This window comes from Agromyces tropicus (genome assembly GCF_039531345.1).
GTDB lineage: Bacteria > Actinomycetota > Actinomycetes > Actinomycetales > Microbacteriaceae > Agromyces > Agromyces tropicus.
The window spans coordinates 65,724-85,568 of the sequence record NZ_BAAAPW010000004.1 but is presented as its reverse complement, the minus strand read 5'-3'; the positions used below and the strand labels follow the sequence as shown (position 1 = coordinate 85,568).

The 19,845-nt window shown below is 73.2% G+C and carries 19 protein-coding genes; 11 read left to right on the top strand and 8 right to left on the bottom strand.

From position 1 onward, the window contains the following. Window positions 1-46: 46 nt before the first annotated feature. Entirely contained in the window at window positions 47-253 is a 207-nt protein-coding gene (locus tag ABD230_RS12840) for a dodecin family protein (protein ID WP_344374720.1), read from the bottom strand. A gap of 196 nt (window positions 254-449) precedes the next feature. On the opposite strand from ABD230_RS12840, the gene ABD230_RS12835 reads away from it, so the two are divergent. Then, window positions 450-2,567: a glycosyltransferase gene (locus ABD230_RS12835; RefSeq protein ID WP_344374718.1), complete on the top strand. Its 2,118-nt coding sequence runs from the start codon at window positions 450-452 to the stop codon at window positions 2,565-2,567. A 308-nt stretch (window positions 2,568-2,875) separates the two neighbouring features. Further along, the gene (locus ABD230_RS12830) at window positions 2,876-5,158 is read left to right on the top strand and encodes a polyribonucleotide nucleotidyltransferase (protein ID WP_344374715.1); all 2,283 of its coding nucleotides are present in this window, start codon (window positions 2,876-2,878) and stop codon (window positions 5,156-5,158) included. Between the two features lie 78 nt (window positions 5,159-5,236). On the opposite strand, the gene ABD230_RS12825 is transcribed toward ABD230_RS12830, so the two are convergent. The 4 genes from ABD230_RS12825 to ABD230_RS12810 form a co-directional block, all read right to left on the bottom strand. Next, window positions 5,237-6,085, bottom strand: coding sequence for an SDR family NAD(P)-dependent oxidoreductase (locus ABD230_RS12825; RefSeq protein ID WP_344374711.1), 849 nt, complete (start codon window positions 6,083-6,085; stop codon window positions 5,237-5,239). Window positions 6,086-6,182: 97 nt separating this feature from the next. After that, window positions 6,183-6,410 (bottom strand): hypothetical protein, encoded by a 228-nt coding sequence (locus tag ABD230_RS12820; protein ID WP_344374708.1) that lies wholly within the window; start codon window positions 6,408-6,410, stop codon window positions 6,183-6,185. Next, a complete protein-coding gene (locus ABD230_RS12815; protein WP_344374705.1) occupies window positions 6,407-7,096 on the bottom strand; it encodes an ArsR/SmtB family transcription factor in 690 nt (229 codons plus the stop codon). The genes ABD230_RS12820 and ABD230_RS12815 overlap by 4 nt, the downstream gene beginning before the upstream one ends. A gap of 82 nt (window positions 7,097-7,178) precedes the next feature. Further along, window positions 7,179-7,637 carry an Lrp/AsnC family transcriptional regulator gene (locus tag ABD230_RS12810; RefSeq protein WP_344374702.1) on the bottom strand — a complete coding sequence of 153 codons (459 nt, stop codon included), beginning with the start codon at window positions 7,635-7,637 and terminating at the stop codon, window positions 7,179-7,181. 164 nt (window positions 7,638-7,801) lie between these two features. Here ABD230_RS12810 and pdhA point away from each other — a divergent pair, with 164 nt between their 5' ends. The 5 genes from pdhA (at window position 7,802) to ABD230_RS12785 (ending at window position 12,341) form a co-directional block, all read left to right on the top strand. Beyond that, window positions 7,802-8,923 (top strand): pyruvate dehydrogenase (acetyl-transferring) E1 component subunit alpha, encoded by a 1,122-nt coding sequence (gene pdhA, locus ABD230_RS12805; protein ID WP_344374699.1) that lies wholly within the window; start codon window positions 7,802-7,804, stop codon window positions 8,921-8,923. Beyond that, window positions 8,920-9,939: an alpha-ketoacid dehydrogenase subunit beta gene (locus ABD230_RS12800; protein ID WP_344374697.1), complete on the top strand. Its 1,020-nt coding sequence runs from the start codon at window positions 8,920-8,922 to the stop codon at window positions 9,937-9,939. The genes pdhA and ABD230_RS12800 overlap by 4 nt, the downstream gene beginning before the upstream one ends. Next, window positions 9,936-11,366: a dihydrolipoamide acetyltransferase family protein gene (locus ABD230_RS12795; RefSeq protein WP_344374694.1), complete on the top strand. Its 1,431-nt coding sequence runs from the start codon at window positions 9,936-9,938 to the stop codon at window positions 11,364-11,366. Before ABD230_RS12800 ends, ABD230_RS12795 begins: the two co-directional genes overlap by 4 nt. A 103-nt stretch (window positions 11,367-11,469) precedes the next feature. Beyond that, window positions 11,470-11,814 carry a 4a-hydroxytetrahydrobiopterin dehydratase gene (locus ABD230_RS12790; RefSeq protein WP_344374692.1) on the top strand — a complete coding sequence of 115 codons (345 nt, stop codon included), beginning with the start codon at window positions 11,470-11,472 and terminating at the stop codon, window positions 11,812-11,814. A gap of 209 nt (window positions 11,815-12,023) precedes the next feature. After that, the gene (locus ABD230_RS12785) at window positions 12,024-12,341 is read left to right on the top strand and encodes a histone-like nucleoid-structuring protein Lsr2 (RefSeq protein WP_344374689.1); all 318 of its coding nucleotides are present in this window, start codon (window positions 12,024-12,026) and stop codon (window positions 12,339-12,341) included. A 43-nt stretch (window positions 12,342-12,384) separates the two neighbouring features. On the opposite strand, the gene ABD230_RS12780 is transcribed toward ABD230_RS12785, so the two are convergent. The 3 genes from ABD230_RS12780 to ABD230_RS12770 form a co-directional block, all read right to left on the bottom strand. Further along, window positions 12,385-12,867, bottom strand: a complete 483-nt coding sequence (locus ABD230_RS12780; RefSeq protein ID WP_344374686.1) for a GNAT family N-acetyltransferase — start codon at window positions 12,865-12,867, stop codon at window positions 12,385-12,387. Next, the gene (locus ABD230_RS12775) at window positions 12,846-13,442 is read right to left on the bottom strand and encodes an SACE_7040 family transcriptional regulator (RefSeq protein WP_344375700.1); all 597 of its coding nucleotides are present in this window, start codon (window positions 13,440-13,442) and stop codon (window positions 12,846-12,848) included. Before ABD230_RS12775 ends, ABD230_RS12780 begins: the two co-directional genes overlap by 22 nt. 80 nt (window positions 13,443-13,522) lie before the next feature. Next, complete coding sequence (locus ABD230_RS12770; RefSeq protein ID WP_344374683.1) at window positions 13,523-14,251, bottom strand: MBL fold metallo-hydrolase; 729 nt, start codon at window positions 14,249-14,251, stop codon at window positions 13,523-13,525. A gap of 61 nt (window positions 14,252-14,312) precedes the next feature. On the opposite strand from ABD230_RS12770, the gene ABD230_RS12765 reads away from it, so the two are divergent. From ABD230_RS12765 to ABD230_RS12750, 4 genes are all read left to right on the top strand, one after another. Further along, window positions 14,313-14,909 carry a TetR/AcrR family transcriptional regulator gene (locus ABD230_RS12765; protein ID WP_344374681.1) on the top strand — a complete coding sequence of 199 codons (597 nt, stop codon included), beginning with the start codon at window positions 14,313-14,315 and terminating at the stop codon, window positions 14,907-14,909. 111 nt (window positions 14,910-15,020) lie between these two features. Beyond that, the gene (locus tag ABD230_RS12760) at window positions 15,021-16,628 is read left to right on the top strand and encodes a carboxyl transferase domain-containing protein (protein ID WP_344374678.1); all 1,608 of its coding nucleotides are present in this window, start codon (window positions 15,021-15,023) and stop codon (window positions 16,626-16,628) included. A gap of 5 nt (window positions 16,629-16,633) precedes the next feature. Next, window positions 16,634-18,655 carry an acetyl/propionyl/methylcrotonyl-CoA carboxylase subunit alpha gene (locus tag ABD230_RS12755; protein WP_344374673.1) on the top strand — a complete coding sequence of 674 codons (2,022 nt, stop codon included), beginning with the start codon at window positions 16,634-16,636 and terminating at the stop codon, window positions 18,653-18,655. 8 nt (window positions 18,656-18,663) lie between these two features. Beyond that, window positions 18,664-19,827, top strand: coding sequence for an acyl-CoA dehydrogenase family protein (locus ABD230_RS12750; protein ID WP_344374668.1), 1,164 nt, complete (start codon window positions 18,664-18,666; stop codon window positions 19,825-19,827). Window positions 19,828-19,845: the final 18 nt, after the last annotated feature.

Genomic DNA, 19,845 nt, shown 5'->3' with positions numbered 1-19,845 from the left:
AGGCGGGGAGCCGGCCGGCTCCCCGCCTCCGTCGTCCCGGACGACCTCAGTCGTCCAGCACGAACGTGACCTCGAGCGTGACGGACCACTCGACGATGCCGCCGCCCTCGACCGTGACCTTCTGCTCCTTCACCCAGGCCCCGCGCACGCCGCGCAGGGTCTCGATCGAGCGGGCGATCCCGACCTTGACGGCGTCCTCGAAGCTCGTCTCGGAGAAGGCGGTGATGGTGGTGACTCGTGCGACCGATGACATGCGTTTCCCCCTTGAACGATGGCGGACGCGCCGGGCGGTGCGCCCGGCTCCCATCTTGCGCCGACGGCCCCGCAGCCGCGAGGGGTTGACCCGTTGCGGTCCGGTCGACGAACGGCCGCCGTCGATGCGGTGAACCCTCGTCGACGAGCGGCGTCGCGGCGTGCGTCGCGTCCGGCCGGCCCGCACGCTGGATCCCGTGAGAGTCGCACTGCTCGCCGAGTCGTTCCTCCCGCACATGAACGGCGTCACGCACTCGCTCCTGCAGGTGCTGCGCCACCTCGAGCACCGGGGCCACGAGGCGCTCGTGATCGCCCCGCGCTCCGGACCCGTCGACCACGGGCTGCACGGCGCCCGGGCGACCTTCCTCCGGTCGGTGCCGATGCCCGGGTACCCCGAGGTCCGCGTGACGTTCGCGGGCGCGCGGCGGCTCGCGGCGACGCTCGCCGACTTCGCGCCGGACGTCGTGCACCTCGCCTCGCCGTTCGTGCTCGGCTGGCAGGGCGTGATCGCGGCCGAGCGGCTCGGCGTGCCGAGCGTGGCCGTCTACCAGACCGACGTCCCGGCGTACGCGGAGCGATACCGCGTCCCGGGCGCGGCACCGGCGCTCGCCGGGCACGTCGCGCGACTGCACCGGCGGGCGACGCTCACGCTCGCGCCGTCGACGGCGGCCATCGCCCAGCTCGAGGGCTACGGCGTCGAGCGCCTCCGACGCTGGGCGCGCGGGGTCGACACCGACCGGTTCCGCCCCGGACGACGCTCGGAGGCATGGCGCCGTCGCTTCGCCCGCGACGACGAGGTGCTCGTCGGCTACGTCGGCCGGCTCGCGCCCGAGAAGCAGGTCGAGGACCTGCGGGCGCTCGCCGGGCTCCCCGGCGTCCGGCTCGTGGTCATCGGCGACGGCCCCGAGCGCGCCGCGCTCGAAGGGCTGCTGCCGGATGCCGCGTTCACGGGCTTCCTCGGCGGCGACGCGCTCGCCGAGGCGATGGCGAGCCTCGACGTCTTCGTGCACCCGGGCGAGAGCGAGACCTTCTGCCAGACCGTCCAGGAGGCGCTCGCGAGCGGCGTGCCGGTGGTCGCCACCGGGCGCGGCGGCCCGCTCGACCTGGTCCACTCGAGCCGCGACGGATGGCTCTACCGGCCGGGCGACCTCGACGACCTCGCCGCCCGGGTCCGCGACCTCGCGGGCGACGACGCCAAGCGGCGCGCGTTCGGCCGGGCCGCGCGCGAGGGCGTCGCCGGGCGCAGCTGGGGCCGGCTGGGCGACGAGCTCCTCGACCACTACGAGCTCGCGGTGCGCCTGCGGCGCGGTCTCCCGCCGCTCGCGCCGGAGCGTGCCCGTCATCCGTCGGGCGCCGAGCCGTCCGGTCCGGGCGTCGCGCCGGAGGGCCGGACGACCTCGGCACACGCCGCCGCGCCGGGTCGCACCTCGCCCCGAGCGGGCGCCGCCGACGGCGAGGAGCGGATCGCCCGGACGCCCGCCGCGACCGCCGCGACCGCCGCGACGCGCCCGGCATGGCGCCGCTACGTCGCGGTGGGCGACTCCGTGACGGAGGGCCTGTGCGACTCGTCGCGCATGGCGGCGGGGGCGTACCGGGGCTGGGCCGACCGCCTGGCCATGCTGCTCGCCCAGTCCGGCGACGGCATCGGCTACGCGAACCTCGCCGTGCGGAGCCGACGCGTGCGCGACGTGGTCGACGTGCAGCTGCCGCGCGCCGCGGCGCTCGGTGCCGACCTCGTCACCGTGCTCGTCGGCGGGAACGACCTCGTGCGGGTCGACGCCCGACCCGAGGTCCTGGCCGCGCGACTCGGCGACGCAGTCGACGCCGCGCGCGATCGGGGCGCCGACGTGCTGGTGGTGACGCCGTTCCTGCCCGCGCACGCGCGGCTCGGGGCCGTCCGCATGCGGTTCGAGCGGTTCGTCGACCGGGTCCTGCCGCGCGCGGAGGCGGCCGGCGCGCTGGTGCTCGACGCGTCGCGGCACGCCGGCCTCACGGCGCGCGGCGTGTGGGCGGAGGACCGCGTGCACCTGAACTCGTCCGGCCACCGGGCGCTCGCCTACGCGGCCGCCGACGCGCTGGGGGTGCCGGATGCCGCGGCGCTCGCCGGGCTCGACGCCGCGCTGCACGGCGACGCGGACGATCCCGACGCGCCGCCCCTCGCGACGGCGGAGTGGCTGCGACGCCATGCGGTGCCGTGGGTCGGACGGCGCATGCTCGGCCGCACCGCCGGCGACGGGCGGGAGGCCAAGCACGACGCGCTCGTGCACCTGCCCGGCCGCACCGGCGAGTCCGCGCACCGCGGAATGCGGGCCTGACCGGGGAGTCGAGGCATCCGTCGGATCCGCCTGCTAGGTGGCGACACGCCGGGCTGATAGGCTCTGGAAGGATGCCCGCGCGGCATCCGCTCAATTCAACATGAGCTCGCGCCCGCTGACGGGCGCGCCGGAGCAGGCCGGCAGGAAGCTGGTCCCCTGTGGTGGCTTACCAAGCGAGAGCTTGGTGGACTTCTACTGGTGGCCAGCGCTGGCGGGTCATCGACGCGCTGAGATCTGCCTGTTCCCTGCTCCTTGTTCACCTCGCGCGCCACACGGGCGCGCGAGCCGAAACAAAGGAGAGAGACCTCTTGGAAGGTCCTGAGATCACGTTCGCCGAGACCGTCATCGACAACGGTCGATTCGGCACCCGTACCGTCCGGTTCGAGACCGGTCGCCTCGCGCAGCAGGCGCAGGGCTCGGCGGTCGCCTACATCGACGACGAGACGATGCTGCTCTCGGCCACGTCGGTGTCGAAGCAGCCCAAGGAGCACTTCGACTTCTTCCCGCTCACGATCGACGTCGAGGAGCGCATGTACGCCGCGGGCCGCATTCCCGGCTCGTTCTTCCGCCGTGAGGGCCGTCCCTCGACCGAGGCGATCCTCACCTGCCGCCTGATCGACCGCCCGCTGCGCCCCTCGTTCGTCGAGGGCCTGCGCAACGAGGTCCAGGTCGTCGTGACCGTGCTCGCGATCGAGCCCGACGAGCTGTACGACGTCCTCGCGATCAACGCCGCGTCGATGTCGACCCAGCTGTCCGGCCTGCCCTTCTCCGGCCCGATCGGCGGCGTCCGCGTCGCCCTCATCGACGGCCAGTGGGTCGCGTTCCCGAAGCACTCGCAGCTCGAGGACGCCGTGTTCGACATGGTCGTCGCCGGCCGCGTCGTGACCGAGGCCGACGGCAGCCAGGACGTCGCGATCATGATGGTCGAGGCCGAGGCGACCGACGGTGCCTGGAACCTCATCCAGGGCGGCGCCGTCAAGCCGACCGAGGAGGTCGTCGCCCAGGGCCTCGAGGCCGCGAAGCCGTTCATCAAGCAGCTCGTCGAGGCGCAGCAGAAGGTCGCCGCGACCGCGGCGAAGGAGACGGCGGACTACCCGACGTTCCCGCCCTACCAGCAGTCGACCTACGACGTCGTCGCGGGCCTCGCCTACGACGAGCTCAAGGGCGTCTACCAGATCGCCGGCAAGACCGAGCGGCAGGACGCCGACGACGCGCTGAAGGCGCGCGTCAAGGAGGCCGTCGCCGCCAAGGTCGAGGCCGGGGAGCTCCCCGAGTCGGCCAACGCCGAGGTGTCCGCCGCCTACAAGTCGGTCACCAAGCTCGTCGTCCGCTCGCGCGTGCTCGACGAGGGCGTGCGCATCGACGGCCGCGGCCTGGCCGACATCCGTCCGCTCGACGCGGAGGTGCAGGTCATCCCGCGCGTGCACGGCTCGGCGATCTTCCAGCGCGGCGAGACCCAGATCATGGGCGTCACCACGCTGAACATGCTCAAGATGGAGCAGCAGATCGACTCGCTCTCGCCCGAGACGAAGAAGCGCTACATGCACAACTACAACTTCCCGCCCTACTCGACGGGTGAGACGGGTCGTGTGGGTTCGCCGAAGCGTCGCGAGATCGGCCACGGCGCGCTCGCCGAGCGGGCGCTCGTGCCCGTGCTGCCGAGCCGCGAGGAGTTCCCGTACGCCATCCGCCAGGTCTCGGAGGCGCTCGGCTCGAACGGCTCGACCTCCATGGGCTCGGTCTGCGCGTCGACGCTCTCGCTCCTGAACGCGGGCGTGCCGCTGAAGGCGCCGGTCGCGGGCATCGCGATGGGCCTCATCTCCGACACGAAGGACGGCGAGACCCGCTACGCGGCCCTCACCGACATCCTCGGTGCGGAGGACGCGCTCGGCGACATGGACTTCAAGGTCGCCGGCACGTCGGAGTTCGTCACGGCGATCCAGCTCGACACCAAGCTCGACGGGATCCCCGCCTCGGTGCTCGGCGGCGCGCTGACCCAGGCCAAGGAGGCCCGGTCGACGATCCTGCAGGTGCTGAACGCCGCCATCGACGGCCCCGACGAGATGGCGCCCACGGCGCCGCGCGTCATCAGCGTGCAGATCCCGGTCGACAAGATCGGCGAGCTGATCGGCCCGAAGGGCAAGACGATCAACGGCATCCAGGACGACACCGGCGCCGAGATCTCGATCGAGGAGGACGGCACCGTCTACATCGGCGCGACCGACGGCCCCACGGCCGAGGCGGCCCGCGCCGCGGTGAACGCGATCGCCAACCCCACCAACCCGGAGGTCGGCGAGCAGTTCCTCGGCACGGTCGTGAAGATCGCCGCGTTCGGCGCGTTCATCTCGCTGCTGCCCGGCAAGGACGGCCTGCTGCACATCTCCGAGGTGCGCAAGCTCGCCGGCGGCAAGCGCGTCGAGAACGTCGACGACGTGCTCGGCGTCGGGCAGAAGCTGCTCGTCGAGATCACCAAGATCGACGACCGCGGCAAGCTGTCGCTCGCGCCGGTCATCGCGGAGGAGGCCGACACCAACGGCCGCGCCGCGACCGGCCAGCACGCCGAGGCGCCCGCCGAGGGTGCCGACGCGTAGTCAGTCGCCCGCATCGCCACCGGATGCCCGTCCCGATCCGTCGGGGCGGGCATCCGTCGTCTCGGGCCGCCGGAGCCGCTAGCCCCGGGTGTCGGCCGCAGCGGCCACGATGCCGCGCATGACGTTCCAGTAGCCCACCGGCGCGACCCGGGTGACGAGGTCGCTCAGGCGCGAGTCGCGGCCGATGAACACGCGCGGACGGCGGCGGACGATGCCGTCGACGATGCGCTCCGCCGCCTGGGCGGGCGTCGTCCGGTACAGGGCCGCCTGGGCGTCGGCGGCGCGCGCGGCCGCGCCGGGCGTCACGGCGGCGGCGACGCGCGCGTGGTGGATGATGCCCGTCTGCACGCCGCCCGGGTAGATCGCGGAGACGCTGACGCCGGTCGTCTCGAGCTCGTGCCGGAGCGCGTCGGTGAAGCCCCGCACGGCGAACTTCGAGGTGACGTAGGGCACGCGACCGGCCGGGGCGGCGAGCCCGTAGAGGCTCGAGACGTTGGCGACGTGGGCCTCGCCCGACTCGATCAGCTGCGGCAGGAACGCCTTCGTCGTCGCGACCGTGCCCCACAGGTTGATGTCGACCACCCAGCGGAACTCGTCGAGGGTCGCCTGCGCGAAGCTGCCGAGCATCGACACGCCGGCGCAGTTGAGCAGGATGCCGGCGGGCACCCCGTGCGCGGACGCGACGGCGTCGGGCAGCGCCGCGATCGCGTCGAGGTCGGCCAGGTCGGCGGCGTGGGTGCTGACGGTCGCACCGGCGTCCCGCAGCGTCTCGGCCAGCGCCTCGATGGCGGCCGCGTCGCGGTCCACGAGGGCCAGCGCGCACCCGCGCTCCGCGAGGAGCTCGGCCGAGGCGCGCCCCATCCCGCTTCCGGCGCCGGTGACGACGGCGAGTCGTCCGTCGAGCTGCAGGGGTCGTCGGCGGGCCATGGTGCTCCTTCGCGGGGTGGTTCGGGCAGTACACCCTGACACGCGCGCCGCCCGGAACCAAAACCGAGCGGCGCGCGTGATTGTGTCCAGGACCGGGTCAGGGCTCGCCGGGCCGGCTCAGCGTGAGCAGCGCGGCGCCCATGACGCGGTCGCGCTCGTCGAGCGCCTCGCGGGCGGCGGACCGTGCTGCGAGGGTGCGCAGCATCCGGTCGCGATCCCCGGCGCGCGCCGCGCGCCGCCGCCCCCACCTGGCGAGGGCGAGTCCGGCCCGCACGGCGAGCTCGGAGAGCCGGCCGGATGCGGGGGAGAGGATGAGGGTGTTCATGATCGTTCCGTTCCGTCGGTCTCGGAGGCTTCGCCGCGAACGAGCGGGAAGGCGTTGACGTGGATCTGCACGGGGCGCGATCCGGGGGACGGCGTGCGCTTGTACGCGTCGATGTACTTCTTGAGGACCAGGTCGATGTCGGTCACGAGGCCGTGGAGCTGGTCGGGCGTCAGCTTGAGGTTGATGGTGTCGGAGGTCGCGATGTCGAGCCAGTCGCTGCCGAACACCTCCTCGCCGGAGCTCAGGAACTCCCTGAGGTTCTGCTCCCGCGAGCGGTACCACTCGTCCTCGACGAGCTTGACGGCGAGGCGTTCCGCGCTGCCCTGCGGGAGGCTGCGGGCGTCGGGGATGGCGATCGAGCCGGGCCGTCGCTCCCACCAGCGTTCGCGACCCTTCCCGCGGCCCTCGACCTCCTGCACGAGGCCGGCCCTGGCCAGCTGCCGCAGGTGGTAACTGGTCGCGCCGCTCGACTCGCCGAGCCGCTCGGCCAGCCCGCTCGCGGTCAGCGGGCCGTACGTGGACAGTTCGTCGTAGATCCGCACGCGGAGCGGATGCGCGAGGCTCTTCAGGCTCTCGGTGGACAGCACGTGATCGATGCCGGGGTGCCGGGTGCTGCTCGGCCACGACTCGAGGTCGTTCCCCTCCGCGTGGTCGTTCGCCTGCTCGTCGTTCGTCTGCGCGTCCATGGTGCAAAGGTATCTCTGCAAAGAGGTCTTTGCAAGTGTTTCTTTGCAGAAGGTTCTTTGCAGCAGGTCCTTCGCCGGCGGTTCACCGCTCGAGCAGCGGTCCCAGGCGGTAGGGGATGAGCTCGCCCATCGCGAGGGAGGTCTCGGTGCGCTCGACACCCTCGATGGCGAGGATCGACTCGTCGATGCGGAAGAGGTCGTGCGCGTCGCGGCAGACCACGCGGACGAGGAGGTCGACCTGCCCGGAGAGGCCGTGCGCCTGGATCACCTCGGGGATCCCGGTGAGGGCCTCGACGACGTCGGCGAGGACCTTCTGCCGGGCGTGGACCGCCACGAACGCCTCGAGCGGGTACCCGAGCGGGGTGGGGTCGATGCTCCGCTCGAACGACAGGAACGCGCCGGCGGCCTCGAGTCGCGCCATCCGCGCCTGGACCGTGTTGCGGCTCATGCCGAGCCGTTCCGCGAGGGCGACGACGGTCGCCCTCGGGTCGGTCGCGAGGGCGATGAGCAGGGCGCGATCCACGGGGTCGTAGCCGGTCATACCGCCACACGATAGCACCGGATCGACCCGTGGTATCGAGCAACATGCTCAACGCCGGGCGCGTTGCTTGAGCCGAATGCCATATCGTCGTACCCTGCGAGTATCCGGCATCGGCGCCGGTGCAGGCTGCCCACGAAGCGACCTGCCGACACGGAGGTTCGACGATGACCCCTTCCGACCGAGAGGCGACCGGGCTGCTCACCCGCCCCGACGACCTCGTCCGACTCCTCGACGCCACCGGCGGTCGCCACGCGAACCCCGAGTTCGACCCGTGGATCGCCGACGTCGACCTCGACGCGCTCGTCGACCTGCACCGCGACATGGTGGTGGTCCGCCGGCTCGACGCCGAGGCCACCGCGCTGCAGCGCCAGGGCGAACTCGGCCTGTGGCCGCCGCTCGCCGGCCAGGAGGCCGCCCAGATCGGCTCGGCGCGTGCCCTGCACGACGACGACTTCGTCTTCTCCAGCTACCGCGAGCACGCCGTCGCGTGGCTGCGCGGGGTGCGTCCCGACGAACTGCTCAGCGTGTGGCGCGGCTCCGCGGCATCCGGATGGGACCCCTTCGAGAAGCGCATGGCGATCCCGCAGATCATCATCGGCGCGCAGTCGCTGCACGCCGTCGGCTGGGCGATGGGCGCCAGGTGGGAGGAGACCACCGCGGCGTCGATCTCGTACTTCGGCGACGGCGCCACGAGCGAGGGCGACGTCAACGAGGCGCTCGTGTTCGCGTCGAGCTTCGACGCGCCGGTGGTCTTCTTCTGCCAGAACAACGGCTGGGCGATCTCCGAGCCGGTCGGGCTGCAGTCCAAGCAGCCGCTCGCGCGCCGCGCCGACGGCTTCGGCATGCCCGGCATCCGCGTCGACGGCAACGACGTGCTCGCCGTGCTCGCGGTCACCCGCTGGGCGCTCGACCGCGCCCGCCGCGGCGAGGGCCCGGCCTTCATCGAGGCCGTGACCTACCGGATGGGCCCGCACACCACGGCCGACGACCCGAAGCGCTACCGCACCGACGACGACCTCGCCGCCTGGCGCGAGCGCGACCCGATCACCCGCCTGCACGCCCTGATCGCGGCATCCGGCGCCGACATGGACGCCGTCGACGCCGACGCCAAGGCCGCGGCCGACCGCGCCGCCGCCGAGCTCCGCGCGGGACTCACCGCGATCCCCGACCCGGAGCCGATGAGCGTGTTCGACCACGTCTACGCCGAGCCGAACAGCCACCTCGAACGGCAGCGCGAGCGCTACGCCCGGTACCTGGCCATGTTCGACGAGGAGGGCGAGCGATGACGACCATCACCTTCGGCAAGGCGATCAACGAGGGGCTCCGCCGCGCCCTCGCGGAGGACGACAAGGTCGTGCTCATGGGCGAGGACATCGGCACGCTCGGCGGCGTGTTCCGCATCACGGACGGCCTGAAGGCCGAGTTCGGCGAGCACCGCGTGGTCGACACGCCGCTCTCCGAGGCCGGCATCGTGGGCACCGCGGTGGGCCTGGCGTACCGCGGGTTCCGACCCGTCGTCGAGATCCAGTTCGACGGCTTCGTGTACCCGTCCTTCGACCAGATCGTGGCCCAGGTCGCGAAGCTGCACTACCGCTCCCGTGGCACGGTCCGGATGCCGATCGTCGTCCGGATCCCCTTCGGCGGCGGCATCGGCGCGGCCGAGCACCACTCCGAGTCGCCCGAGGCGTACTTCACGCACACCGCCGGCCTCCGCGTCGTGGCGTGCTCGAACCCCGCCGACGCGTACGTGATGATCCAGCAGGCGATCGCGAGCGACGACCCCGTGATCTTCCTCGAGCCCAAGCGCCGCTACCACGTCAAGGGCGAGGTCGACCTCGACGCGAACCTCGCCGACGCACGGCCCATGGGCGTCGCGACGACGGTCGCCACGGGCGACGACGTGACGCTCGTCACCTACGGAGCGCTCGTGCAGGTCGCGAAGGACGCCGCCACCGCCGCCGCGGAGGAGGGCGTGTCGATCGAGGTCATCGACCTGCGCTCGCTCGCCCCCGTCGACTACGCCACCATCGAGGCCAGCGTCCGTCGCACCGGCCGGCTCGTCGTCGCCCACGAGGCCGGCGAGCAGGGCGGTGTCGGCGCCGAGATCGCCGCGTCGATCACGGAGCGGTGCTTCGAGTACCTCGAGGTCGCCCCGGTCCGCGTGACCGGACACGACATCCCCTACCCGCCCGCCAAGCTCGAGCAGTACCACCTGCCCGACCTCGACCGCATCCTGGACGGCGTCGACCGCGCGATGGGCCGGCCCAACTCGCTCTCGGACATCTCGGAGGTGGACGCGTGAGCACGATCCGCGACTTCGCATTGCCCGACCTCGGCGAGGGACTCACCGAGTCCGAGATCGTCGCCTGGCGCGTGAAGGTCGGCGACCACGTCGAGCTGAACCAGATCATCGCCGACGTCGAGACGGCGAAGGCCGTCGTCGAGCTGCCGTCGCCGTTCGAGGGCACCGTCACCGCGCTGCACGCGGCCGAGGGCGAGACCGTCAACGTCGGCGAGAAGCTGTTCTCGTGCGACACCGGCGGCGGAGCGCCGTCCGCAGCGAGTGCGTCGGCGACGGATGCCGCGGCGACCGCGTCCGCACCGGCCGCGGAACCTGCCGCCGCCCCTGCGCCCGCCGAGACGTCGGTCGCCGAGACCCGTGAGCCCACGCTCGTCGGCTACGGCGCCGGCGCGGAGCGCGGCCCGAAGCGTCGTGCGCGGCGACTGGGCGGAGCGGCCCTGCGCGAGGACCTCGTCCCGGCGCCGCCCGAGCACGACCGCATCGAGCCCGACACCGCGACCCACCCGCGCGGGAACGGCGACGGCACCGGCCGCGGCGAACGCCCCCGGTCGACCCCGCCGGTGCGCAAGCTCGCGCGCGACCTCGGCGTCGACCTCGAGCAGGTCGAGGGCACGGGCGAGCGCGGGCTCATCACGCGCTCCGACGTCGAGGCCGCGGCATCCGCCGTGCCCGCCGCGTCCGCCGAGGCGGCGCCGAGCCGGCAGGCCGCACCGAGCGGCGCCGCGCCCGCCGAGACGCGCATCCCGATCAAGGGCGTGCGCAAGCACACGGCGGCCGCGATGGTCCGCAGCGCCTTCACGGCGCCGCACGTGACCGAGTTCCTCACGATCGACGTCACCGCGACGATGGAGCTGCTCGCGGGCATCCGCGCCGACCGGGCGTACGCGGGTCACAAGGTGACCCCGCTGGCCGTCGTCGCCAAGGCGCTCTGCATCGCGGCCGCCCGCACGCCCGAGGTCAACTCGCGCTGGGACGAGGACGCGCAGGAGATCGTCCGATTCGGCGGCGTGAACCTCGGCATCGCGGCTGCGACCGAGCGCGGGCTCGTGGTCCCGAACGTCAAGGGCGCCGATCGGATGACGCTCATCGAGCTCGCCGACGCGATCGCGCGGCTCGCGGAGACCGCACGCGCCGGACGGACCGCGCCTGCGGACCTCTCGGGCGGCACGATCTCGATCACCAACATCGGCGTGTTCGGGATCGACGCCGGCACGCCGATCCTCAACCCGGGAGAGGCGGCGATCCTCGCCATGGGCGCCGTGCGGCGCACGCCGTGGGAGCACCACGGCGAGATCGCGCTCCGCGACGTGATGACGCTCTCGCTCTCGTTCGACCACCGCCTGGTCGACGGAGCGCAGGGGTCGCGCTTCCTTGCCGACGTGGGGCGCATCCTGCGCGACCCGGGGCTGGCGTTGACGATGTCCTGAGCGTGCCCGCTCTCCGAACGGGAGGAACTTCGGCGCGCCGCGCGGCGTGTCGCGATGCGACGCGCCGCAGCCGGCGGGGAAGTTCCTCCCGTTCGCATGCGGGGTGGCGGCCGCGCCGCCGGGCGAGCAGCATGGTCGGATGGACCGACGCACGCTGCTCTCCCGAGAAGACGTCGCAAGCGACCTCGACGGCACCGGATTCCGACACGACGGCGAGCGGCTGACCGCTGAATTCCGCACCGCGGATTTCGCGAGCGCGGTGCGCCTGCTCGATACCGTCGCGGTCGAGGCGGATGGCATGAATCACCATCCGGACGTCTCGCTCGGATGGGGTCGCGTCGAATTCGACCTGCAATCGCACGACGTCGGCGGGGTGACCTCACGGGACGTCGCGCTCGCGCTCCGGATCGCCGAGATCGCGGGCGAGCAGGGCGCCGCGGCGCACTGAACCACGGTCGGATGACGCGGGGCGTCGACCTCGACGACGCCCCGGCCGCGTTCCCGCGCGGGATGGTCGAATTCGATCATTTGTCAAGCCAATGGCGAATTCTCCACATTCGGCGGGAATGCAGGCAATTCCATTCGCATCGTCCTTATGCTCGGAATAGCCCGTCCCAGAGAACGACGCGGAACCCACCGCAGGAATGGAAGTGCAAGATGGCGAAGCGCGTGGTCGAGACGTTGATCGACGACCTCGACGGCAGCGATGCCGACCGGACCGTCTCGTTCGCCCTCGACGGCGACCAGTACTCGATCGACCTCTCCGGCGAGAACATCGACAAGCTCGAGGCGGCGCTCGCGCCGTACATCGGCGCGGCGCGCAAGACGGCGTCCCGCGGCGGCGGCGGCCGACGGCGCAGCAGCGCGGCGGGGGACACGAAGGACGCCCGCGAGTGGCTGCGCTCGAACGGCCACCAGGTCTCCGACCGCGGCCGCATCCCGGCGCCGCTGATTGAGCTGTACCGCAACCGCTGACGCATCGACGGGGCGGTGCGCCGCCCCGTCGATCGCGCCGGGATCAGCGCAGTTCGAGCACGACCTCGTCGATCTCGGCGCCGCGCGCGTTGGCGTACCCCCGGTCGCGGCCGACCTCGACGAAGCCGAGCTTGCCGAGCACGGCGATCGAGGCCGCGTTGTCGGCGGCGGCGTGCGCGCGCACGGGTCGGGGTTCCGTGTCGAGGAACAGGCGCATCGCACGGGTCGCGATCCCGCGCCGCCAATGGGCGCGGTCGACCCAGTAGGTGATCATGCGTCCGTCGTCGGGATCGCTCCAGCTCCCCGCGTCGCCCACGACCACGCCGTCCGCGCGGATGGTGGCGAGGCGTGCCCCGGGGTTCGCGTGCAGCCGCTCCCATCGGGCGTCGAACGCCGCGCGATCGGCGATGTCCTCGGGCGTGAAGGCCGCCATCGTGACGGCCTCCTCGTCCTGCCGGATGCGGAACAGCTCATCGAGGTCGCCCGCGCGGGTCTCGCGCAGGGTCACGACGTGAGGCTCGACCATGCCATGTCCTCCAGGATGCTGCGGACGACCTTGTCCGCGGGTCGGCGCCCATGGATGCGGGCGCTGTGGGGGGTCGAGTTGATCAGTCCGAAGGCGGCGTGGGCCCGGATTCGCAACTCGGATTCGGCCCGGTCGGGCCGTAGGCGGGCGAGGACGCCCACCCAGAGTTCGACGTAGGCGCGCTGCAGGCGACGCACCTCGTGCGCGTCGGCGTCGTCCAGGCTGTCGAGGTCCCGGTCCTGCACGCGGATGACGTCGGCGTTCGCCAGTGCGAAGTCGACGTGGAAGCGGATGAGGGCGCGAAGCGCGGCTGCGGGGTCGGCGGCCTCCTCGACCGTCCGCCGGCCGCCCTCGAGCAGGCCGCGGCTCGCGTCGGCGAGGATCGCCGCGAGCACGGCGGCCTTGCCGGGGAAGTGCCGGTAGACGGCGGGGCCGGAGACGCCGGCGGCCTGCCCGAGCTCCTCGAGCGTGACGCCTGCGTACCCGTGCTCGGCGAAGAGCCGCGCCGCCGCGTCGAGCAGCGCGGCGCGGCGGTCGGCCTTGGCGCGGCCTCGCTCGGTGAGCGTCTCGCTCAGGGGGCACCTCCCGGGGCATTCGGTGAATGAACACTAACCGAACGCGCCCGTGCGGGCAACCGCCGTGCGGCGCGGCGGCCTCAGCGCGCGGTCGCGGCCGCCGCCTCGCGCACCAGGCGGACGGCCTCGGCGGCGCCGCGGTTCCACGGCGTGCCGTGGCCCGGCAGCACCCACGCGACGCCCGTGTCGGCGATCCGGTCGAGCGACTCGAGCGCGTCGTCGGGGTCGTCGGTGAACGGCGCGGGCTGCGGTCCGCGCCGGCCGGTGAGCACGTGGCGGGTGGTGAGCGCGTCGCCGACGAAGACGGCGTCGAGGTCGCGGGAGAGCACGGCGATGCTGCCGGGGGAGTGGCCCGGCATGGGGATGATCTCGGGCGAGCCGGGGAGGTCGAGCCGTTCGCCGCCCTCGAGCGTGCGGGCGTCGGTGAGGTACTCGGTCTTCGCGCCGCCCTTGCCCACGGCGTAGGCGAAGAATCGCACGACTGGCCAGGGGCGGATGCCGCGGCCGAGCGATGTCGACGGCTTCGCGCCGCCCTTGCCCCGCTCCGCGTCGGCCGCGTGGACGTACACGGGGATGCCATGCTCGCGGCGCAGGCGCTCGGCGAACCCGAGGTGGTCGGTGTCGCCGTGGGTCAGGACGACGGCCCGCACGTCGTCGATCGACCGGCCCGCCTCGGCGAGCTCGGCGAGCAGGTCGGCGTGGTGGCCGGCCAGGCCGGCGTCGACCACGGTCACCCCGCGGTCGTCGATGAGGAGGTAGGACGCGACGATCTCGTTGCCGACGCGCCGGATTCCGGGCGTGAGTTCCATGAAGGCTATGATACGTAGCTATGATGGCTACTGTCAATAGCCATGAGTCGAGGAGGCCGGCATGCCCGCACCCGCCAAGGTCACGCCCGAGGCGCTCCGCTCCACCGGGCGCGAGGTGCTCGAACGCGACGGACTGCCCGGCCTCACGATGCAGTCGGTCGCGACGGCGCTCGGCGTCCGCGCACCGTCGCTCTACAAGCACGTCCGCGACCGCGACGACCTCGTCCGCGTCGTGGCGGAGGACGTCGCCGAGGAGCTCGGCGGGCACCTGGACCGGGCCCTGGCGCGCTCCGGCGATGCCGCCGACGCGGCACGCACGCTCGCGGCATCCGCCCGCCGCTTCGCCCGCGAGCACCCGCACGGCTACGGGCTGCTCTTCGGGCCGCTGCCCGACGGCGCTCGCGTGCGCGGCAGCGCGCTCGAGCGGTCGAGCCTCGCCCTGCTGGAGGTGGCGCGCCGGCTCGCCGGCGAGGCCGAGGCGCTCGAGGCCGCCCGCACCCTCACCGCGTGGATGCACGGCTTCACGACCATGGAGCTCGCCGGGGCCTTCCGCCTCGGCGGCTCGGTGGACGAGGCCTGGGCGTACGGCCTCGAGCACCTGATCCGCGGGCTCGGCGCGGCGGGCCCCGGCGTCTCCGGCCCAGCGCCGAGTCCGTGAGCGCGGCCCGCTTGCACAACTCGGTGAATGGTCGCTAACATGAATCCCGGTTAGCGAGCGTTCACCGAAGCGCTCGCCTGACGCCACGACGGAGAGGCGGAACGGGAGCGGATGCACATCCTCACGAGCGCGATCGACGCGTCGTCCGAATCGGCGCGAGCCAACGCCGACGCCCATGCCGCCCTCGCCGACGAACTGCGCGAGAAGCTGCGCGTCGCCGCCCTGGGCGGCCCCGAGGCCTCGCGCGACCGCCACGTCGCCCGAGGCAAGCTGCTGCCGCGCGACCGCGTCGAGCGACTCCTCGACGAGGGCAGCCCGTTCCTCGAGCTCGCGCCGCTGGCGGCCGACGACCTCTACGACGACGACACGCCGGCAGCGGGCGTGATCGCGGGCATCGGGCTCGTCCACGGACGGCCCGTCATGGTGGTGTGCAACGACGCCACGGTCAAGGGCGGCACGTACTACCCGATGACGGTGAAGAAGCACCTCCGCGCACAGGACGTCGCCCTCGAGAACCGGCTCCCGTGCGTGTACCTCGTCGACTCCGGCGGCGCGTTCCTGCCCAAGCAGGACGAGGTCTTCCCCGACCGGGACCACTTCGGGCGCATCTTCTACAACCAGGCGAACCTCTCCGCACGGCGCATCCCGCAGATCGCCGCGGTCATGGGCTCCTGCACCGCCGGCGGCGCGTACGTCCCCGCGATGAGCGACGAGACCGTGATCGTGCGCGACCAGGGCACGATCTTCCTCGGTGGCCCGCCGCTCGTGAAGGCCGCGATCGGCGAGGTCGTGACCCCCGAGGAGCTCGGCGGCGGCGAGCTCCACGCCCGCACCTCCGGCGTCACCGACCACCTCGCCGAGGACGACGAGCACGCGCTCGAGCTCGTGCGCGACATCCTCACGACCCTGCCCCCGCGGCCCGATCGGGCCTGGGCCGTGCGCGAGCCGCGCGAGCCCGCGGTCGACCCCGCGACGCTCACCGCGGCCGTGCCGGTCGACGTGCAGCAGCCGTACGACGTGCGCGAGGTCATCGCGCGGCTCGTCGACGGCAGTGAGTTCCACGAGTTCAAGAAGGAGTACGGCGACACGCTCGTCACCGGCTTCGCGTGGATCGACGGCCACCCCGTCGGCATCGTCGCGAACAACGGCGTGCTGTTCAGCGAGTCCGCCATGAAGGGCGCGCACTTCATCGAGCTGTGCGACCAGCGCGGCATCCCGCTGGTGTTCCTCCAGAACATCTCGGGCTTCATGGTCGGCCGCGATGCCGAGGCGGGCGGCATCGCCAAGCACGGAGCCAAGATGGTCACGGCGGTCGCCACGACCCGCGTCCCGAAGTTCACGGTCGTCATCGGCGGCTCCTTCGGCGCCGGCAACTACTCGATGTGCGGTCGGGCCTACTCGCCGCGGTTCCTCTGGATGTGGCCCAACGCGCGCATCTCGGTGATGGGCGGCGAGCAGGCGGCATCCGTGCTCTCCACGGTCAAGCGCGACCAGATGGCCGTGCGCGGCCAGGAGTGGTCGGCGGAGGACGAGGAGGCCTTCAAGGCCCCCGTGCGCGAGCAGTACGAGAACCAGGGCAGCCCCTACCACTCGACCTCGCGGCTGTGGGACGACGGCGTCATCGCACCGGGCGACACCCGCACCGTGCTCGGCCTCGCCCTCGAGCTCGCCAGCCGCACGCCGCTGCCCGAGCCCCGCTTCGGCCTCTTCAGGATGTGATGGGAATGTTCGATCGAGTCCTCGTGGCCAACCGCGGCGAGATCGCCGTGCGCGTCATCCGCACGCTGAAGCGCCTCGGCATCCGTGCGATCGCCGTGTACTCCGACGCGGACGCCGACGCACCGCACGTGGCGCTCGCCGACGAGGCCGTCCGCATCGGACCCGCCGCTGCGGCCGAGAGCTACCTCGACCCGGCGCGCATCGTGCGCGCCGCACTCGAGACGGGCGCGCAGGCGATCCACCCCGGCTACGGCTTCCTCTCGGAGAACGCCGCGTTCGGGCGCGCGTGCGCCGAGGCCGGCCTCGTGTTCGTCGGCCCCGACGCGCTCGCGCTGGAGGTCATGGGCGACAAGATCCGCGCGAAGCGCCACGTGTCCGAGTCGGGCGTGCCCGTCGTCCCCGGCGTGAGCGACCCCGACGCGACCGACGAGTCCCTGCTCGCGGCAGCCCCCGACGTCGGCTTCCCGCTGCTCGTGAAGCCCTCGGCCGGGGGCGGCGGCAAGGGCATGCAGGTCGCGCGCGACGCCGACGAGCTCGCCTCGGCCCTGCCTGCGGCGCGGCGCGTGGCGCGGGCCGCGTTCGGCGACGACACCCTGCTCATCGAGCGGTTCGTCGAGCGGCCCCGCCACATCGAGGTGCAGGTGCTCGCCGACCGCCACGGCGGCGTCATCCACCTGGGCGAGCGCGAGTGCTCGCTGCAGCGCCGCCACCAGAAGGTCGTCGAGGAGGCACCCTCGCCGCTGCTCGACACGGCGACCCGCGAGCGGATCGGCCGCGCGGCCTGCGACGCCGCCCGCAGCGTCGACTACGTCGGCGCCGGCACGGTCGAGTTCCTCGTCTCGGATGCCGCGCCCGACGAGTTCTTCTTCATCGAGATGAACACCCGGCTCCAGGTCGAGCACCCCGTCACGGAGCTCGTCACCGGCGTCGACCTCGTCGAGCAGCAGCTGCGGATCGCCGCGGGCGAGCCGCTCGCGATCGCGCAGGTCGACGTGCGGATGACCGGTCATGCGATCGAGGCGCGCGTCTACGCCGAGAGCCCCGAGCGCGGGTTCCTGCCCGCGACCGGAGAGGTGCTCGCGTGGCGACCGGCGACCGGGGAGGGCGTCCGGGTCGACGCCGGCGTCCGCGCGGGCCAGCAGGTCACCGCCGACTACGACCCGATGATCGCCAAGGTGATCGCGCACGGCGCCGACCGGGGCGAGGCGCTCGAGCGGCTCGATGCGGCGCTCGCCGACACCGTGCTGCTCGGCGTCGAGACGAACATCGCCTTCCTCCGGTCCCTGCTCGCGCACCCCGACGTGCGCGCGGGCCACCTGGACACCGGGCTCATCGACCGGCTCCCCGCGCCCGGGTCGACCGGGGCGGCCGACGACCCCGCGGGCGCCGCGGACCCCGCCGACGGCGACGAGGCGGCGGATGGCGCCGGCGACCCGCTCTCGGACGTCGCCCGGGCGGCGCGGGAGCGCGACGCCCGTGCCGGCGCAGCGTCGGCGCACGCCTGGCAGCGGGACCGCGGGTGGCGGATCGCCGCCCGGCCCGCGCCCGACGGCTCGGGGGCCCGCGTCGCCCGAGCGCTCGCCGACGCCGACGTCGCGACCGACGCCGACGGCACCGTCTGGGTGCACCTCGACGGCCGCACGGCGGCGTTCCCCGCCACCGATCGCCGCACGGCGCTCGATGCACGCCTCGCGATGCTCGAGCGCGGCGGGAACGCCGACCCGGACCTCCGCGCGCCCATGCCGGGCAGCGTCACGACCCTGCTCGTCGCCGACGGCGACCATGTCGCGGCCGGGCAGGCCGTGCTCGCGATCGAGGCCATGAAGATGGAGCACCGCGTGACCGCCGCCGTCGCCGGCGTCGCCCGCCTGCGCGTCGCCGTCGGGGACCAGGTCGCGCGCGACCAGGTCGTGGCGAGCGTCGAGTCCGCTGCGTCGCCCGACGGCGCCGACCCCGCGGCATCCGACCACCGACCCCGGGACGGCGCCCACGATGCCGCCGTCGCGAACGCATCCCACGAGGAATGAGGAGCACCATGCACGACCTGACCGACGAGGAACAGCAGCTGTACGACATGGTCTGCGAGTTCGCCGACACCGTCGTCGCCCCGCAGGCCTACGAGGCCGACCGCACCCACGAGCTGTCCATGGACGTCGTCGCCCAGATGGGCGAGCTCGGGCTCTTCGGCCTGCCGTTCCCCGAGGAGGTCGGGGGCCAGGGCGGCGACTACATGGCGCTGTGCCTCGCGATCGAGGGACTCGCCCGCGTCGACCAGTCGGTCGCGATCACGCTGGAGGCCGGCGTCGGCCTCGGCACCATGCCGATCTTCCGCCACGGCACCGACGAGCAGAAGGCCGAGTACCTGCCCGACCTCGTCGCGGGGCGCGCGCTCGGCGGCTTCGGCCTCACCGAGCCCGAGGCGGGCTCCGATGCGGGCGCCACCCGGACGACGGCCGTGCTCGACGGCGACGAGTGGGTCGTCAACGGCTCCAAGCAGTTCATCACCAACTCGGGCACGCCGATCACGCGCTTCGTCACCGTCACGGCGGTGACGGGGGAGCGGACGCGCCCCGACGGCTCCACCTCGAAGGAGCTCTCCACGATCGTCATCCCGAACGGCACGCCCGGGTTCACCGTCGGGCCCGGCTACGACAAGTCCGGATGGCGCGCCTCCGACACGCACCCGCTGACGTTCGACGACGTCCGGGTGCCGGCCGGGAACCTGCTCGGCGAACGCGGACGCGGCTTCGCGAACTTCCTCCGGGCGCTCGACGAGGGACGCATCGCGATCGCCGCACTGGCGACGGGCGCGGCGCAGGGCTGCCTCGACGAGGCCATGGCCTACGCGAAGACCCGCAACGTCTTCGGCGTGCCGATCGCGAGCCACCAGTACATCGCCTTCACCATCGCCGGCATGCAGGCGCGCGTGCACACCGCCCGCCTCGCCTGGCACGACGCGGCGCGGCGCGCCGACGCAGGGCTGCCGTTCAAGAAGGAGGCGGCCATCGCGAAGCTCGTCGCCAGCGATGCGGCCATGCTGAACGCCCGCGACGCGACCCAGATCTTCGGCGGCATGGGCTTCATGAACGAGACGACCGTGGCCCGGCACTACCGTGACTCGAAGATCCTCGAGATCGGCGAGGGCACGAACGAGGTGCAGCTCATGGTCATCGCGCGCGAGCTCGGGCTGGCGGCGTAGGGCGGCCCGGCCGCCGGG